This window comes from Erwinia psidii (assembly GCF_003846135.1).
Classification (GTDB): Bacteria; Pseudomonadota; Gammaproteobacteria; order Enterobacterales; family Enterobacteriaceae; genus Erwinia; species Erwinia psidii.
Window position 1 is genome coordinate 95,798 of record NZ_RHHM01000012.1, and the last position, 15,415, is coordinate 111,212.

The window sequence follows — 15,415 nt, forward strand, 5'->3', positions numbered from 1 at the left end:
ATGGCATGGAGAACTGCTTTATCTTCATCGCGAGGGCAGGACGACACCTTGTGCACGGCAGGCGGATGAATGGAATGCATCCCATTGTTTGTATTCGGGAGTGGGAAATGAAGCCTTTTTTGCGCTGGTGTTTCGTTGCGACAGCTATCATGCTGGCAGGATGCAGCAACTCGAATTGGCGTAAGAACGAGGTTTTGGCTGTTCCGCTACAGCCAACCCTGCAACAGGAAGTTATTCTGGCGCGCATGGAACAAATTTTTGCCAGTCGTGCTCTTACCGATGATGAACGCGCACAGCTATTATATGAGCGCGGAGTGTTGTATGATAGTTTGGGTCTGAGGGCACTGGCGCGAAATGATTTCTCACAAGCGTTATCCATCAGGCCTGATATGCCTGAAGTTTTCAATTATTTAGGCATATATTTAACGCAGGCAGGCAATTTTGATGCTGCCTATGAAGCGTTTGATTCTGTACTTGAGCTTGATCCAACTTACAATTACGCGCATTTGAATCGGGGTATCGCTTTGTACTACGGCGGTAGGTTCAAATTAGCGCAAGATGATCTGCTGGCGTTTTATCAAGACGATCCTAACGATCCTTTCCGTAGTCTGTGGCTTTATCTCGATGAACGAGAGATGAATGCAAGCAAGGCTGTCGTTGCGCTACAACAGCGTTACAACAAAGCGGTAAGAGATCAATGGGGATGGAATATTGTCGAGTTCTACTTGGGCAACATCAGCGAAAACAAGCTGATGGAACGTCTCAAGGCGGACGCAACGGATAACACCTCGCTCGCTGAACATCTCAGTGAAACCAACTTCTATTTAGGTAAACACTACCTGAGTCTGGGGGAGAAGGATAACGCAGAAGCGTTGTTCAAGCTGACGGTAGCCAACAATGTTCATAACTTTGTTGAGCACCGGTATGCATTGTTGGAGCTGGCGCTACTCGGCCAGACACAAGACGATTTATCAGAATCTGACCAGCAATAGCTGACGAACTTATATTGCCTGAATTTCCGAAAAGTCATCATCTTAACGGATGAAGGCCTTTTTGTTCGTCGAAACCACTAATATGAGCCGGTTCACACTTTTTGATGAAAATGACTGAAAATTTTCACGACGAGTTATGTAGACTGGCCGCCGAAATCTAAGAGGCACACGTACTACATGACTGATATTCAAACTACTTTTGCTGACCTTGGCCTGAATGCCGACATCCTCGAATCATTGAACGGTATGGGTTATGTTAAGCCATCCCCTATCCAGGCTGAGTGCATTCCTCACCTTCTGGCCGGCCGTGATGTATTGGGTATGGCACAGACTGGCAGTGGCAAAACAGCCGCTTTCTCTCTGCCCCTTTTAAACAATATTGATCCAGATGTTAAAGCTCCACAGATCCTGGTACTGGCACCAACACGTGAGTTGGCGGTACAGGTTGCTGAAGCGGTAACCGAATTTTCCAAACACATGCGTGGTCTTAATGTGGTTGCCCTTTACGGTGGCCAGCGTTACGACGTACAGCTACGCGCACTGCGTCAGGGGCCACAGGTTGTTGTGGGTACGCCCGGTCGCCTGCTTGATCACCTTAAGCGCGGTACGTTAGATCTTTCTAACCTGCGTGGCCTGGTGCTGGATGAAGCCGATGAAATGCTGCGTATGGGTTTCATTGAAGATGTTGAAACCATTATGGCGCAGATCCCGGAAGGTCATCAGACCGCGCTGTTCTCTGCCACAATGCCTGAAGCGATTCGTCGTATTACCAAACGCTTTATGAAAGATCCTCAGGAAGTGCGTATCCAGTCAAGCCTGACGACGCGCCCTGATATCAGCCAGAGCTACTGGACTGCCTATGGTCGCAAGACTGACGCACTGGTCCGTTTCCTTGAAGCGGAAGATTTTGATGCGGCAATTATTTTTGTGCGTACCAAGAATGCGACTCTGGAAGTGGCTGAGGCGCTGGAGCGCAGCGGTTACAACAGTGCGGCACTTAACGGCGATATGAACCAGGCGCTGCGTGAGCAAACGCTGGAGCGTCTGAAAGATGGCCGTCTGGATATTCTGATCGCGACCGACGTTGCTGCCCGTGGTCTGGATGTGGAGCGCATCAGCCTGGTGGTCAACTTTGATATCCCCATGGATGCAGAGTCTTATGTCCACCGTATTGGCCGTACCGGTCGTGCAGGTCGTGCGGGTCGCGCGTTACTGTTCGTCGAGAACCGCGAACGCCGTTTGCTGCGTAACATTGAACGCACCATGAAGTTGACTATCCCGGAAGTTGAACTGCCAAATGCAGAACTGTTGGGGCAACGCCGTCTCGCTAAGTTTGCGGCTAAAGTTCAGCAGCAGCTGGAAAGCAGCGATCTGGAGCAATACCGTGCTCTGTTAAGCAAAATGCAGCCTGAAGAAGAGCTGGATATTGAAACACTGGCTGCTGCACTGCTGAAAATGGCTCAGGGTGAACGTCCTCTGATCGTTCCGGCTGATCCTGCTCCGCGCCCACGTCGTGAATTCAAAGAGCGTGATGATCGTCGTGGCGATCGTCCTGAGCGTGGTTCTCGTGAAAGCCGTGATGGCGATCGTCCACGCCGTGAGCGTCGTGATGTGGGTGACATGGAAGTTTACCGTATTGAGGTGGGCCGTGATGATGGTGTTGAGGTTCGCCATATTGTCGGTGCCATTGCCAACGAAGGTGATATCAGCAGCCGTTATATCGGCAACATCAAGCTGTTCGGTACACACTCCACCATCGAGCTGCCAAAAGGTATGCCGGGCGACATTCTGCAACACTTCACCCGCACGCGTATTCTGAACAAACCTATGAATATGCAGCTGATTGGCGATGCGCAACCTCGCAGTAACGATCGTGGTGGTGAACGCCGTGGCGGTGCTGGCGCGGGTCGCGGTGGTTTCGGTGGCGGTCGTGAAGGTGGCCGTTCTGAAGGTCGTGGTGAGGGTGGTCGTCGTTTCAGTAGCGATCGCGGTGGCGAACGTCGTGGCGCTGGCTTCAGCCGTGATGGCGGTGGTCGTCGTCGTGATGAGGGTAGTGCAACACCCCGCCGCCGTGACATTTAATAGCCGTGCTGCTGGTAAACGTCCGCCAGTAAGTTAACGAGCGTTTACATCATATTAACAACCCCGTCCTGCGAACGCATGACGGGGTTTTTTAATATAAAGGTACACCCGATTTAATCGTGGGCAACAAAGTAACTGGCCATACGGAAACGTGGCCTCTGATTACAATGACCGGTGTGCTGCCATTGTCAGCGCAAAAGAGTGAAGACGGGCCTGTCGATCAAAAATCTGTCCATTGACCATAATTTCATCTGCCCCTGTTTTGCGAATCAAAGCGTCCAGCCCATGACGGATCTTATCCTTGCTGCCAACCAGAGACATACTCAGCGCCTGTTGTACGCCATACCGCTCGGAAGAAGACCACAGGCTGTCCATATTTTCCACCGGGGACGGAAGGGGACCCGGCATTCCCCGCCGAAGATTAATAAACTGCTGTTGCATTGAGGTGAACAGGTATTCCGCTTCACGCTCATCGTCGGCGGCCACCACGTTGATACATATCATGGCATAGGGGCTCTGCAGTCGCGCCGAAGGAATGAAATCTTGCCGGTAAAGGTGCAAAGCGTCGAAGAGTAAATCCGGTGCGAAATGCGACGCAAAGACAAACGGTAGTCCCAGTTGCGCGGCCAGCCTCGCACTGTAAAGGCTTGAGCCAAGTAACCAGACGGGTATTTTCAGCCCCAGTCCGGGTACGGGTTTCACCACATGAACGGAGCTTTGTTCAGCATCGAACCAGTCGGTTATCTGCCGGATATCAGCGGGAAAGTTATCACTCTGTGGCACCCTATGGCGGCGTAATGCCATCATGGTTGGTTGATCGGAGCCGGGGGCACGGCCAATACCCAGATCGACCCGCCCCGGGTAGAGAGAATCCAGCGTCCCAAACTGCTCTGCGATCACCAGCGGAGAGTGGTTAGGTAACATCACGCCACCAGATCCGAGACGCAACGTGGTGGTGTTTGCTGCCAGATAGCCTATCAGCACGGCTGTGGCGGCACTGGCAATGCCGGTCATATTATGATGCTCAGCCAGCCAGTAACGGTTAAAACCGAGTGTTTCGGATTGCTGTGCCAGCGCCAGTGACGTGTGAAATGCATCACGTGCTTTGGCACCCTGCGGAACAGGGGCCAGGTCGAGCACCGACAAAGGGACGTGTAAAGTATCAGACATAATTGCTCACTTATCCGAAGGGCATTTGCGCCAGAGTAGCTTCAAAGCCTAAGTGATAGCGGGCGACCGGTATTGACGATTCACAGCAATTTTTGAATTTAATTTTGCCTGATGCCAGGCAACCTGCTGGCTCACTGTGGTTTAGCTAATCAGCTCCATTCCGGCAATATGGCGCCAGTAGCCGTTGCACTGCTGTTGAGCAACCAGCGTAAGGGGAGATTGCCCCATTTCATTCTTACGGAATGCATCAATCAGAGCCAGGGTTTCACCGTCCTGCGGCGAGAAACGCACAATATCGACCATCCCCTGCATGGAAATCAGATCATTCCCCAGATTGTAGCAATAGCCACTCATGGTCTGAATGCCGTTCAATACAAATACCTGTTGATCTTCCTGTGTGCGAAGATTTCTGCCGTTAGGATAATTGATGCAACAGCCTTGACACTCATCCTTGCTGCGATTTTCCGCTCTTGCCGTGAAGCAGCGGGCCGAGAGGGCAAGCGGTAAATAGCCGTAGCTGAACACCTCGACCTCAAACATTCCACGAATGTTTAACGCTTCGCATTGATCCAACAGATCCGCCAGCCAGTCTCGCGATAGCTCCACTGGCATACACCAGCGCATCATGCCCATCCTTAACAGTATTTTCAGCGCCACAGCGTTGTAGCAGTTAAGCGCATGACCGGCGACAAAGGGCAAGCCAGCCTCAGAGGCCATATTAACCGTGCCCATATCATTGGCTTCGATCAGAAATTCACCGTTATCGACAAAATGCTTAAGTTCGCTCAGTTCAGAGGGTGATTGCACCAGTGCCAGCGTACTCAGTACCACCTGTTTACCCGCTGCACTGAGGTCTTTTGCCATGGCCATCCAGTCTGCAAATTTTGTGGCGCGCCGCTTACTGCAAACGGTTTCTCCAAGATAGATAATCTCAGCGCTACTCTCTGCTGCAAGCTGGTAAAACCTCTGCAATGTTTCTTTCTGCCAGTACCACAGTACCGGGCCTATGGAATATTTCATCAATGTCTTACTGCCATTTGCGATGGTATGCACCCAACGTGGTTTGCGTTCCTTCACTTAACGCACTCAGCGTATTCATCCAGTGTTGCTGAGCCAGGAATTCGGTAGGACTGGCTTTGCAGCAGTCAATTGCCTGTCGCCAGATACGGGCGACCTGACCGACATAGGCCGGGCTGCGTTGGCGGCCCTCAATTTTTACCGATGCAATATTCGCCGCCATCAGTTCCGGCAGGAGTGCCAGCGTATTCAGACTGGTCGGTTCCTCAAGCGCGTGATAGCGCTGTTCATCCACTTTATAGCGGCCTTTGCAAAGCGTGGGGTAACCGGCGTTTTCAGCATGCTCATACCTGTCGATCAGCACCTCATTCAGTCTGGATTCAAGGCCATTTGCGGTTTGCTGCCACCGTACAAAGCGTGCGGGGGAACAGGCTCCCACGGTGTTAGGGGACTGGCCTGTCAGATAGGAAGAGAGATAGCAACGTCCTTCAGCCATGATACACAGGCTACCGAAGGCGAAAACTTCAAGTGGTACGGTAGTTGCGCGCGAAAGCTGACGTACCTGATGAATTGATAACACGCGCGGTAGCACAATCCGTGAGACATCAAAGTTGCGCTGATAAAATTTTGCTGCTTCGGCATTGGTTGCAGACGCCTGTACCGAAACATGCCGCTCAATATGTGGATAGTGATGTGCGGCATATTCCAACATAGCGATGTCGGCAAGGATCAGTGCGTCCACGTTGGCAGCAGCAGCCATATCGACCGCCCTTTCCCAGCGCGAGTAACCATCAGGATGAGCAAAAGTATTGATCGCAACATGCAGTTTGCGTCTATGCTGATGAACATACTGGGCGGCTTCTTCCAGACGCTTCTGGGTAAAATTCAGTCCGGCAAAGTGGCGGGCATTGGTGTCATCTTTCAGACCGATGTATACGGCGTCCGCACCATTTTCAATCGCCACTTTCAGCGCTGGCAGGCTGCCAGCAGGGCAGAGCAGTTCCATAGAACGATAATCCGCATAGACAAAAGTGCTATTCAGTGTAGTCAGGATGACGATGACAAGTTTTGATTTAAGGCAGTTATTAACATATTGATGGAAAAGAATTTGCTATGAAAATGTCGGGGTTTAGACACTTTGTTGATCCAGCCCGCTGATGCGCCAGATCGTTATGGCAAAATAGCTGAAAATTTTTCAGAAGGAGTGAAAACAGTGTTGAACCAGTTACGTGCTCAGCTAGTCCGTAAAGGCCCGTTTTTTTTGCGCTTTCCTCTCAGCTGTACCCCTTTTGCCGTAAAGCGATATGGCCTGCAACAACTTTTGAGCTGGCATTTTCATCATGTTCTGGCTGAAGGTGAATTACACTTCCTTGAGGGACGGTGGTTAGGCATAGAAATTCGTGACCTTGGATTATGCTGGGCAACGACTGTCGAACAGGGAAGGTTGCGGGTTGAAGCGAGGAAAGAAGCAGATGTGTGGTTTCGGGGTGATGCTAATGATTTCTTGCTGGTAGCTGCCCGCAGGCTCGATCCTGATACCTTGTTTTTTCAGCGCCGTCTGGTCATTGAAGGCGATACTGAACTCGGCCTCGAAGTGAAAAATCTGATGGATGCTATTGATGTTGAATTTATTCCGGTGCTGATGCGTACCGGACTTATGCAATTTGCTGACCTCATTGAGGCAGGACTAACTGAGGACGCGACTTCCCAGGTGGATCGCGCAGGTGCTTCATGTTAATTCGGACGGAAATCGGTGTTGATGCTGCCAGTATCGACAGCTTGTTACGTCGCTGCTTTTCAACCACGGCAGAAGCTGAACTGGTCCAGCAGCTGCGTGAGGATGGGTTGCTGACGCTGGGCGTTGTTGCTACCGATGACGAAGGCCAGGTCCTGGGCTATGCAGCATTCAGCCCGGTGACCCTGAACGGTGAAGATAACCAATGGATAGCGCTGGCACCTCTGGCGGTAGATCAGCGTGTACGGGGGCAGGAACTGGGTAAGCAACTGATTTACGAGGGTCTGGATACGCTGAATGAGTTTGGATACGCAGCGGTGGTGGTTGTGGGGGATGCGGCATTCTACTGTCGGTACGGATTTGTTCTGGCGGCAGATTACCAGCTTTGCTGTAGCAGGTCAGGGACCGGGAAACCATTACAGGTCTACAGGCTGTCTGATAATGCATTTGCTGGTGCGCAAGGCAATATTGAGTACTCTTCGCCATTTAACCGTTTTTAAGTGCGTTTAGCCACAGTCTGAGACAAACTGGCTGGTGAGCAACCAGCCTAATCTTATCCTGTCGCTTAAGCTGTTTGACCTGATATTCAAGCTTCGATGCGCTGGAGCGATCGCCTGCTTCACAGTAAAACAGCAGCTCAAGCGGACCTTTTCCACGCAGCGCTTTGGCACCTTTTCCGCTCTGATGCTGAGCAAAGCGGCGTGCGACATCGTTGGTGATGCCAGTGTAGAGCAGCCCGCTGGCTGTGCGAAGAATATAAAGACGCCACTGCGTCTCCTTGCCATTGTTCATTGATGCTGCCCGCCTGTAAGATTACCTGATGTTTTTACCTGTGCTGTATCTATTGCTACTGTGCATGTTGCCATGTCCTGAGTCCCGGCACAGACCATTATTTTACAGGATGATCCGAATGTTTGATCCTCAGCCGTTGGAAGCGATTTCTCGTTATTTGCAAAAACAGCACGTGCTTTCTGTCTGTGGTGGAGAGCCTGTCTGGTGCGCTAACTGCTATTACATTTTTGATCCGCAAACGGTGATTTTCTGGATCATGACTGAACAAAACACCCGTCATGGTGCACAGTTCAGTCGTCATCCTCAGGTTGCTGGCACGGTCAATGGTCAGCCTAAGAGCATTATGCTGATTAAGGGCGTACAGTATTCTGGCAGGATCACGCTTCTGGAAGGACAGGCGCAGGTGCAGGCCCGTAGAGCCTATATAAAACGTTTTCCGGTGGCGATAAAATCTGCCGCGCCGTTATGGCAGATCCAGCTGGATGAACTCAAAATGACCGATAATACGCTGGGATTCGGAAAGAAAATAACCTGGAAAAGACAAACTTAAGATGATTTCTCCCCTGAGAATATTAGCCAGTGATTAAGATCAATTCTCAGGATAGTCATCAACCTGTAATGTTACCGTATTGATATTTACTTGCACCTGTATTATCACCCAGGCAATAGCGTATTGGTGATATCAAAGCTGATTAATCCCCTGATGTAAAAAATCCCAGGTCTGTTGGGGCTGAATGAAAAAAGTGAAAATCATTTTTCTAACAAATATGCGTAGTTACAAATTTGACGCGGTATTAAGTCTATTACGATGTGGGGCGGGACTGTTTTAGATCGGAGTAGTGAAATAAGACCATTTTACAGAGGGTCTAAATTATCGTTTGGAGTAATTAAGGAGGTGGGTAGGCAATTTTTAGGAATGCAGATGCCTGCAAAAAAAATACGATTAACATTTATATTTATTTGAATTTTATTTTCATAAGTAGGGTAATTCTTGTGCCAAAAATAAATAATAATGCTGTCTGCTATATCCTTCAGGATAAAGTATCTCACCAGGTAAAGAAAAAGTTATCTCATGTTGTTCAAAATATAATAAATGTAAGCGAATCGGCTTCTTTAATAAAGAAGTCTCCGAATTCATTGCAACAAAACAGGGGGGATATATCGGATAAGAAAAATAAAACGCATGAGCCTGGCAGTTCAAAGTTATCAAATCAAAAAAAATATGCAACAATCTCTGCGAAAGGCTGTAATCCTAATGGTTATTTTAATGAACTGAAAGAAAGGTTATTTTCAAGAAGAAATTCTTCAGAAGACATTAACTTAATTCTTGAAGATCATTTCAAACCAACATGGTTTCAGGAGCTTATCAAGTCTAAAGTAACATACGCACAGGCGAAAACAGAGCGAATAGCTTTAGAAAAAAAAGAAGAAATAAGAATTGACATGGCACTTGCCGCCGAAAAAAAAGAAAAGGAAAAGATAGCGTTAGCAGAACAGGCAGAAGCTGAAAAAATCAGCATGATCATTGCAAACACGAAACGGGACGAAAAAGGTATTCCGATTCCGCCGCCACCGCCGCCTTTAACAAATACAACATCTTCATGGCAGGAAAAACGTTCAGCTGATCCGAAAGCAACGTCTCGCTCAAAAGACGCATCGGTCTCAAAAGAGCGTCAAAATGCCGTGATTGAAGAGCTGAAATTGAAACTGAATAAAAGATCTTTCGCTCCACCTGTCTTCTCTGGAAAGGGTCTGAAACCATGGCAGCATGACCTTGTTAAGGCGGTGAAGCGACATGAAGAGACCAGGCCAGAGCGGGAAGCGGCAGAGAAAAAGGAAGAAGCAAGAGTCGCCAATGCGTTTGCAGCTGAAGCAGCAGAAAAAGAAAAAAAAGCGGCGGCAGAAAAAGCAGAAGCTGAAAGAATTAGCCAGGTTGTAGCGAATACGAAGCGCGATGATAACGGTATCCCGCTTCCCCCTCCTTTGCCTGGCTGATGGGATAAATTAAATAACCTGGTGTACAGTAAGTGTTAGCGATGTTGTTTTAACTGTGCTTTGGTCATCGCCTTTGCTGTACACCGTCTTACCAGCGTGGTTAATGTCTCCTGCACTGATGAGTGTTCTCTGATATTCAGACTCAGTTGGCCGGCATGTGGGATATCCGGTTGGTAGCTTAACCGGATATCTGGCGTAGGTAGTGAATAGTCTGATTGCTACTTCCTCGCCAGGGCAGCGAGGGATCCTTCAGCGCCTGAACGAACCGGCCATCCACCAGGACATTAATTTGTGCCACCACCGACTGTTGTGGCGCGCTAAGCTCTTCCAGCCGGTAGCCTGTCCATAGCCAGATATCCTTTCCCGGACAGTCATGCCGCACACGCTTCACCAGTCTCAGCACGTCTGCCACGTTGGCAGGATGCAATGGATCGCCTCCCGATAGCGACAGGCCCTGACGGGGGATACGTGTGTCGTTGAGATCGGCAATCAGCTGCTCTTCCTGCTGTACAGTGAAGGGGTGGCCTGATGACAGCCGCCAGGTGCTTTTGTTATAGCACCCAACACACTGATGTTCACAACCTGCGACAAACAGAGTACAGCGTGTGCCGGGGCCATTAACGATATCGACCGGATAGTACTGGTGAATGTTCACCCCGGTTACCCTGCTGCCATATGTTTGACGCGGCGCTTCACTTCTTCCTGTTTACCCGCGTTGAAGGGGCGTGCATCAGGACTACCCAGATAGCCGCACACCCTGCGTGTTACCGATACCTGCGATGGCTCATGGTTGCCGCATTTCGGGCAGGTAAACCCTTTGCTGGTACAGGAGAATTCGCCGGTGAAGCCGCAATCGTAGCACTCATCAATCGGCGTGTTGGTGCCGTAATAAGGCACGCGGCTGTAGCTGTAATCCCAGACATCCTCCAGTGCTTTCAGGTTGTGCTGGATATTTGGATATTCGCCGTAGCAAATAAAGCCGCCATTGGCGATGGTGGGATAGGCCGCCTCAAAGTCGATTTTGTCATAAGGGTTAACCTTCTTCTCCACATCAAGGTGGAAGCTGTTGGTGTAGTAGCTTTTGTCCGTCACGCCACTGACGATACCAAACTCGGCGGTATCCAGCCGGCAAAAGCGGTCGCACAGGTTTTCGCTTGGTGTGCTGTAAAGACTGAAACCATAACCGGTTTCTTCTTTCCATGTATCCACTGCCTCACGCAGGCGTGCAACAATCGCCAGTGCCTTCTCCCGCAGCTTTTCATCATCATAAAGGTGTGTTTTTCCACCGCTCAGGGCATTGATGGTTTCGTGAATACCGATGTAGCCCAGTGAAACAGAGGCACGACCGTTGCGGAAAATATCCGCGACCTTGTCATCCGCCTGCAGACGTACACCGCAGGCACCTTCCATATACAGGATAGGTGCGACGCGGGCTTTAATATTTTCCAGTCGGGCGATGCGGGTCATCAGTGCTTTCTTTGCCAGCAACAGACGTTGATCGAGCCGATCCCAGAATGCGGCCTCATCGCCTTTTGCCTCCAGTGCGATACGCGGCAGATTGATACTGATAACGCCAATATTATTGCGTCCCTCATGCACCAGCCTGCCATTTTCTTCCCATGGGCCAAGAAAGCTACGGCAACCCATAGGTGTCTTGAATGACCCGGTGACTTTCACCACCTGTTCATAGTTGAGGATATCGGGATACATCCTTTTGCTGGCACACTCCAGCGCCAGTTGTTTAATGTCGTAATTGGCGTCGGCTGGTGAGCGATTCAGCCCTTCTTTAATGGCAAACACCAGTTTTGGAAACACTGCCGTTTTATGATTTTTTCCAAGGCCCACAATACGGTTGCGCAGAATGGATTGCTGTACCAGACGTGCAGCCCAACTGGTGCCCAGACCAAAGCCAAAGGTAACAAAGGGGGTTTGCCCGTTGGCGGTGTGCAGCGTATTCACCTCATATTCCAGCGACTGGAATGCATCAAAACACTCTTTCTCAGTACAGCTACGGGCATAGGCTTCAGCCTCGGTAATGTGCCATTTCAGTGCGGTCTGGCGGTGTTTTTCCAGACTGGCCTCAACAAACGGCGACAGCACTTCATCAATGCGGTTAATCGTGGTGCCGCCATAAATATGGCTGGCGACCTGGGCAATAATCTGAGCCGTTACCGCCGTGGCGGTTAAAATTGACTTTGGCGGTTCGATTTCCGCATTACCCATTTTGAAACCACGCGTCAGCATGCCTTTCAGGTCGATCAACATGCAGTTGAACATCGGGAAAAACGGAGAATAGTCGAGATCGTGATAGTGAATTTCGCCGCGTTCGTGCGCTTTAACGACATCACGCGGTAAAATATGCCGGGTGGCGTAATGTCTGGCGACAATCCCAGCCAGCAGATCACGTTGAGTGGGAATAACTTTGCTGTCTTTGTTGGCATTCTCGTTCAACAGCGCCGGATTGGTCTGTTCGACCAGCCCCTGGATCTCTTTATTCAGCTTGCCACGCAGTTCGCGAGCCACGTCCCGGTCATGGCGGTATTCTATGTAAGTTCGTGCCAGCTCAGGGTAGGGCCCTGCCATCAGTGCATTCTCCACGGTTTTTTGAATATCGTGGATATCAAGCCGTTCCTGCATTTGCAACCGCTGGCAAATCTGACGGGTCACCTCAGTGCAGTAATCATCGTCCTCAGTACCCGCCGCGCGGGATGCGCCTTTAATCGCGTCCAGAATTCGTGTTTCATTAAAGGCGACCTTACAGCCGTCTCGCTTTATTACCATTGACACCATTATCGCCATCCCGGATTACTATATGTAGAATTTATTTTTATATTAAACGCTATATGTTGTGTTTATTCCTGGTATAACCGCAGCTTTATTGACCTGAAGCAAAGATTGAAAAACGATGGTGTAAAATTAGTCACCCATACTGGCAGTAATTTTTTTGTCTGCTATTGGGCGCGGCGAGGTTGCATTCCCTGTTGTGGGTTCCCTATTATGGCCTGTTACGCAGAGCGCTTACGCCTGTGCTCTGGCTATCTCAGGATACTGTCTGATGCCTTCTGTGACGTACAATGAAAAACAGATCAATCGCTGGATTGGTACGCGTACCGTCGCCAGAGCACAAGAGCTGGTGGCAAAAGCGCAGAATATTCAGTGGCAAAATAATCTGTTGACCGGTGAGGTTCCTGGAAGACAAATTGAACCTTTTCAGGTTATGGTGCATTTCAGCCTGCCACAGGGGAAGTTGCACGCCAGTGGCGAATGTACCTGCCCGGTCAGAAATAATTGTCGCCACGTTGCGGCCGTTATGCTGGCTTATTTGCAACGGCATTCGGTAAGCCTGGCGGAAAAACACGTTGCAAAACTCCCCGGTGTTAAACCGGTTCCCACCTTACGGCTGGAATCCCGCGCAAAGTTTGTCAGTGGCTTTGGGCGCTATGGCCATCGGCAGAAACGGTTAGACTTTGCATCCGTCCATTTTGACTATGGCAGCGTCAGCGTGGCGGCCGGTAGCAGCGGCGAGCGTTTTGCCGACCGGCAGGGCACGCTGTTTCATATTGAACGGCGGTTGGAGTTGGAGCAGAACTGGCTACGTGAGCTTAACGAAGCCGGTTTGCGAAGCGTCTCGTCAGGCCACATCTATACCCCAGCGTCATCTCCGCTGCCGCCCGTTATCTTTGCCCCGGAATCCCCCGCGCAATGGCGTGATTTCATGCGACTGACGTTGCCTGAACTTGGCAGGCGCGGCTGGAAGGTGAGTACCGATGATGACTTCACCTGGAACGTTGTCGGGCTGGACAGTATCGACGGACGCGTAACGCAGGGCAGCGACGGCTGGTTTACGCTTGAGATGGATGCTCGCGTTGGCCGTCGCCAGGTTGCACTCCAGCCGCTGTTGGCCGGGTTGTTGCAGAAAGATCATCGCTGGCAGTCCGGCAATCTTTCTGTCATTCCTGATGGGGAGGTCATCGAATTGCGCAGCGAGCGTAACGAGCGATTTCACATCACTGCCGATCGTCTGAAGGCCGTCGTCGCGAACCTGGCCGATATTTTTGCCGGGGATGTCAGGGCACCGCTAATGATTGCGCCTTATGAAGTGGGCAGATTAATTGCCCTCAGCGATACCGGTGACTGGCAGTTTCAGGGAGAGGGCGGTGCCTGTCAGCTCGTCAGTTGCTTACGTTCAGGCGAAGGGATCGCTGCGGTAAAACCTCCGAAAGGTTTGCAGGCCGAGCTGCGGGACTACCAGCGGCTGGGCCTGAACTGGATGCAGTTTTTACGGGCGCAGAATCTGTCCGGTGTGCTGGCTGATGATATGGGATTGGGTAAAACGGTTCAGACGCTGGCCCACCTTTTGCTTGAAAAGGAAGCGGGGCGACTTGATCGTCCGGTGCTGATCGTGGTGCCCACCACGCTGGTCTATAACTGGATGCAGGAAGCTGGTCATTTTGCGCCGACCCTGAGCGTGCTGGCCCTGACCGGCCCACAGCGTAAAGATTTTTATCACCATATCGGGCAGTACGATGTGGTGCTGACCACCTATTCTTTATTGTGGCGCGACCAGCCCCAGTTGCTCAGCCACAGCTACCATTTACTGATCCTTGATGAAGCGCAATATGTTAAAAACAGCGCTTCCCGCGCCTCTTCAGTGATCCGGGCGCTCAAGTCACGTCACCGGCTCTGTCTGACCGGAACGCCGCTGGAAAATCATCTTGGTGAGCTGTGGTCGCAGTTCGACTTCCTGCTGCCGGGCTTCCTGGGAAATGAAAAACAGTTTACTCAGGAGTGGCGTATTCCGATTGAGCGCAACGGTGACCTGGTGCGGCGTGAGTTGCTCTCGCGCCGGATACGGCCATTTATGTTGCGTCGGCGTAAGCAGGATGTGGCGAAAGAGCTGCCGCCAAAAAACACCATCATCCGTTCTGTACGGCTGGAAGATACTCAGCTTGCGCTGTATGAATCGGTTCGCAGTGCCATGCAGGACCGGGTAAAACTGGCGGTGGAACAGCAGGGCGCTGGCCGCAGTCATCTGCTGGTACTGGATGCGCTGCTGAAGCTACGGCAAATATGCTGCGATCCCCGGTTGATTAAAACCGATAACGTACTGGGTGCAACACCGTCAGCCAAACTGACGTTGCTGCGTGAGATGCTCAACGATCTGCTGGCCGACGATCGCCATATTCTGATTTTCTCGCAGTTCACCACCATGCTGACGCTGATTGCCGACGAGTTGCGAAAAGCAGGCATCCCCTTTGTCACCTTAACCGGTAGCACCCGCGATCGAACGGCACCGGTGCAGCGTTTTCAGAATGGGGAAGTGCCGGTATTTTTGATTAGTCTGAAAGCAGGCGGCGTCGGCCTGAATCTGACGGCAGCGGATACGGTGATCCACTACGATCCCTGGTGGAATCCGGCCGCAGAAAATCAGGCAACCGACCGCGCCTGGCGACTGGGGCAGGATAAGCCGGTCTTTGTTTACAAACTGATTGCAGCAGGCACGATTGAAGAAAAAATCGTGGCGCTACAACAGCAGAAAGCCGAGCTGGCAGAGGGTATTTTGCAGGATGAACTGAGTGATACCACCCTGTTCAGCAGTGATGAACTTGCGATGTTATTCGATCCGCTGTAA

At 50.9% G+C, this 15,415-nt stretch carries 14 protein-coding genes; 8 read left to right on the forward strand and 6 right to left on the reverse strand.

Going from position 1 to position 15,415, the window contains the following annotated elements; all coding sequences use genetic code 11:
• The first annotated feature begins 107 nt into the window (after positions 1-107).
• The 3 genes from nlpI (at position 108) to EB241_RS15195 (ending at position 3,074) form a co-directional block, all read left to right on the forward strand.
• A complete protein-coding gene (gene nlpI, locus EB241_RS15185; protein ID WP_124233957.1) occupies positions 108-992 on the forward strand; it encodes a lipoprotein NlpI in 885 nt (294 codons plus the stop codon).
• Positions 993-1,096: 104 nt separating this feature from the next.
• Positions 1,097-1,153: a protein YrbN gene (gene yrbN / locus EB241_RS22010; protein WP_124234005.1), complete on the forward strand. Its 57-nt coding sequence runs from the start codon at positions 1,097-1,099 to the stop codon at positions 1,151-1,153.
• Between the two features lie 16 nt (positions 1,154-1,169).
• Positions 1,170-3,074 (forward strand): DEAD/DEAH family ATP-dependent RNA helicase, encoded by a 1,905-nt coding sequence (locus tag EB241_RS15195; RefSeq protein WP_124233958.1) that lies wholly within the window; start codon positions 1,170-1,172, stop codon positions 3,072-3,074.
• Positions 3,075-3,236: 162 nt separating this feature from the next.
• Here the strand turns inward: EB241_RS15195 and EB241_RS15200 are convergent, their stop codons facing one another.
• From EB241_RS15200 to ubiU, 3 genes are all read right to left on the reverse strand, one after another.
• Positions 3,237-4,244: a luciferase-like monooxygenase gene (locus EB241_RS15200; protein ID WP_124233959.1), complete on the reverse strand. Its 1,008-nt coding sequence runs from the start codon at positions 4,242-4,244 to the stop codon at positions 3,237-3,239.
• Positions 4,245-4,385: 141 nt separating this feature from the next.
• Positions 4,386-5,264 carry a U32 family peptidase gene (locus EB241_RS15205; protein ID WP_124233960.1) on the reverse strand — a complete coding sequence of 293 codons (879 nt, stop codon included), beginning with the start codon at positions 5,262-5,264 and terminating at the stop codon, positions 4,386-4,388.
• A gap of 7 nt (positions 5,265-5,271) precedes the next feature.
• Positions 5,272-6,267: a ubiquinone anaerobic biosynthesis protein UbiU gene (gene ubiU, locus EB241_RS15210; protein ID WP_124233961.1), complete on the reverse strand. Its 996-nt coding sequence runs from the start codon at positions 6,265-6,267 to the stop codon at positions 5,272-5,274.
• 207 nt (positions 6,268-6,474) lie between these two features.
• Here ubiU and ubiT point away from each other — a divergent pair, with 207 nt between their 5' ends.
• Both ubiT and EB241_RS15220 read left to right on the forward strand, forming a co-directional pair.
• Positions 6,475-6,999 carry a ubiquinone anaerobic biosynthesis accessory factor UbiT gene (gene ubiT / locus EB241_RS15215; protein ID WP_124234006.1) on the forward strand — a complete coding sequence of 175 codons (525 nt, stop codon included), beginning with the start codon at positions 6,475-6,477 and terminating at the stop codon, positions 6,997-6,999.
• Positions 6,993-7,496: a GNAT family N-acetyltransferase gene (locus tag EB241_RS15220; protein ID WP_124233962.1), complete on the forward strand. Its 504-nt coding sequence runs from the start codon at positions 6,993-6,995 to the stop codon at positions 7,494-7,496. The genes ubiT and EB241_RS15220 overlap by 7 nt, the downstream gene beginning before the upstream one ends.
• Here EB241_RS15220 and EB241_RS15225 read toward each other — a convergent pair.
• Positions 7,483-7,788 carry a GIY-YIG nuclease family protein gene (locus EB241_RS15225; protein ID WP_124233963.1) on the reverse strand — a complete coding sequence of 102 codons (306 nt, stop codon included), beginning with the start codon at positions 7,786-7,788 and terminating at the stop codon, positions 7,483-7,485. The two genes, EB241_RS15220 and EB241_RS15225, sit on opposite strands and share 14 nt — an antisense overlap.
• A gap of 118 nt (positions 7,789-7,906) precedes the next feature.
• On the opposite strand from EB241_RS15225, the gene EB241_RS15230 reads away from it, so the two are divergent.
• Together EB241_RS15230 and EB241_RS15235 are read left to right on the forward strand one after the other, a co-directional pair.
• Positions 7,907-8,338 (forward strand): YhbP family protein, encoded by a 432-nt coding sequence (locus tag EB241_RS15230; protein ID WP_124233964.1) that lies wholly within the window; start codon positions 7,907-7,909, stop codon positions 8,336-8,338.
• Between the two features lie 443 nt (positions 8,339-8,781).
• Positions 8,782-9,783: a hypothetical protein gene (locus EB241_RS15235; RefSeq protein WP_124233965.1), complete on the forward strand. Its 1,002-nt coding sequence runs from the start codon at positions 8,782-8,784 to the stop codon at positions 9,781-9,783.
• 178 nt (positions 9,784-9,961) lie between these two features.
• Here EB241_RS15235 and nrdG read toward each other — a convergent pair whose 3' ends face one another.
• Complete coding sequence (gene nrdG / locus EB241_RS15240) at positions 9,962-10,438, reverse strand: anaerobic ribonucleoside-triphosphate reductase-activating protein (protein ID WP_124233966.1); 477 nt, start codon at positions 10,436-10,438, stop codon at positions 9,962-9,964.
• A 5-nt stretch (positions 10,439-10,443) separates the two neighbouring features.
• Complete coding sequence (gene nrdD, locus EB241_RS15245) at positions 10,444-12,573, reverse strand: anaerobic ribonucleoside-triphosphate reductase (protein WP_124233967.1); 2,130 nt, start codon at positions 12,571-12,573, stop codon at positions 10,444-10,446.
• A 265-nt stretch (positions 12,574-12,838) separates the two neighbouring features.
• Here nrdD and EB241_RS15250 point away from each other — a divergent pair, with 265 nt between their 5' ends.
• Positions 12,839-15,415 carry a DEAD/DEAH box helicase gene (locus tag EB241_RS15250; RefSeq protein ID WP_124233968.1) on the forward strand — a complete coding sequence of 859 codons (2,577 nt, stop codon included), beginning with the start codon at positions 12,839-12,841 and terminating at the stop codon, positions 15,413-15,415.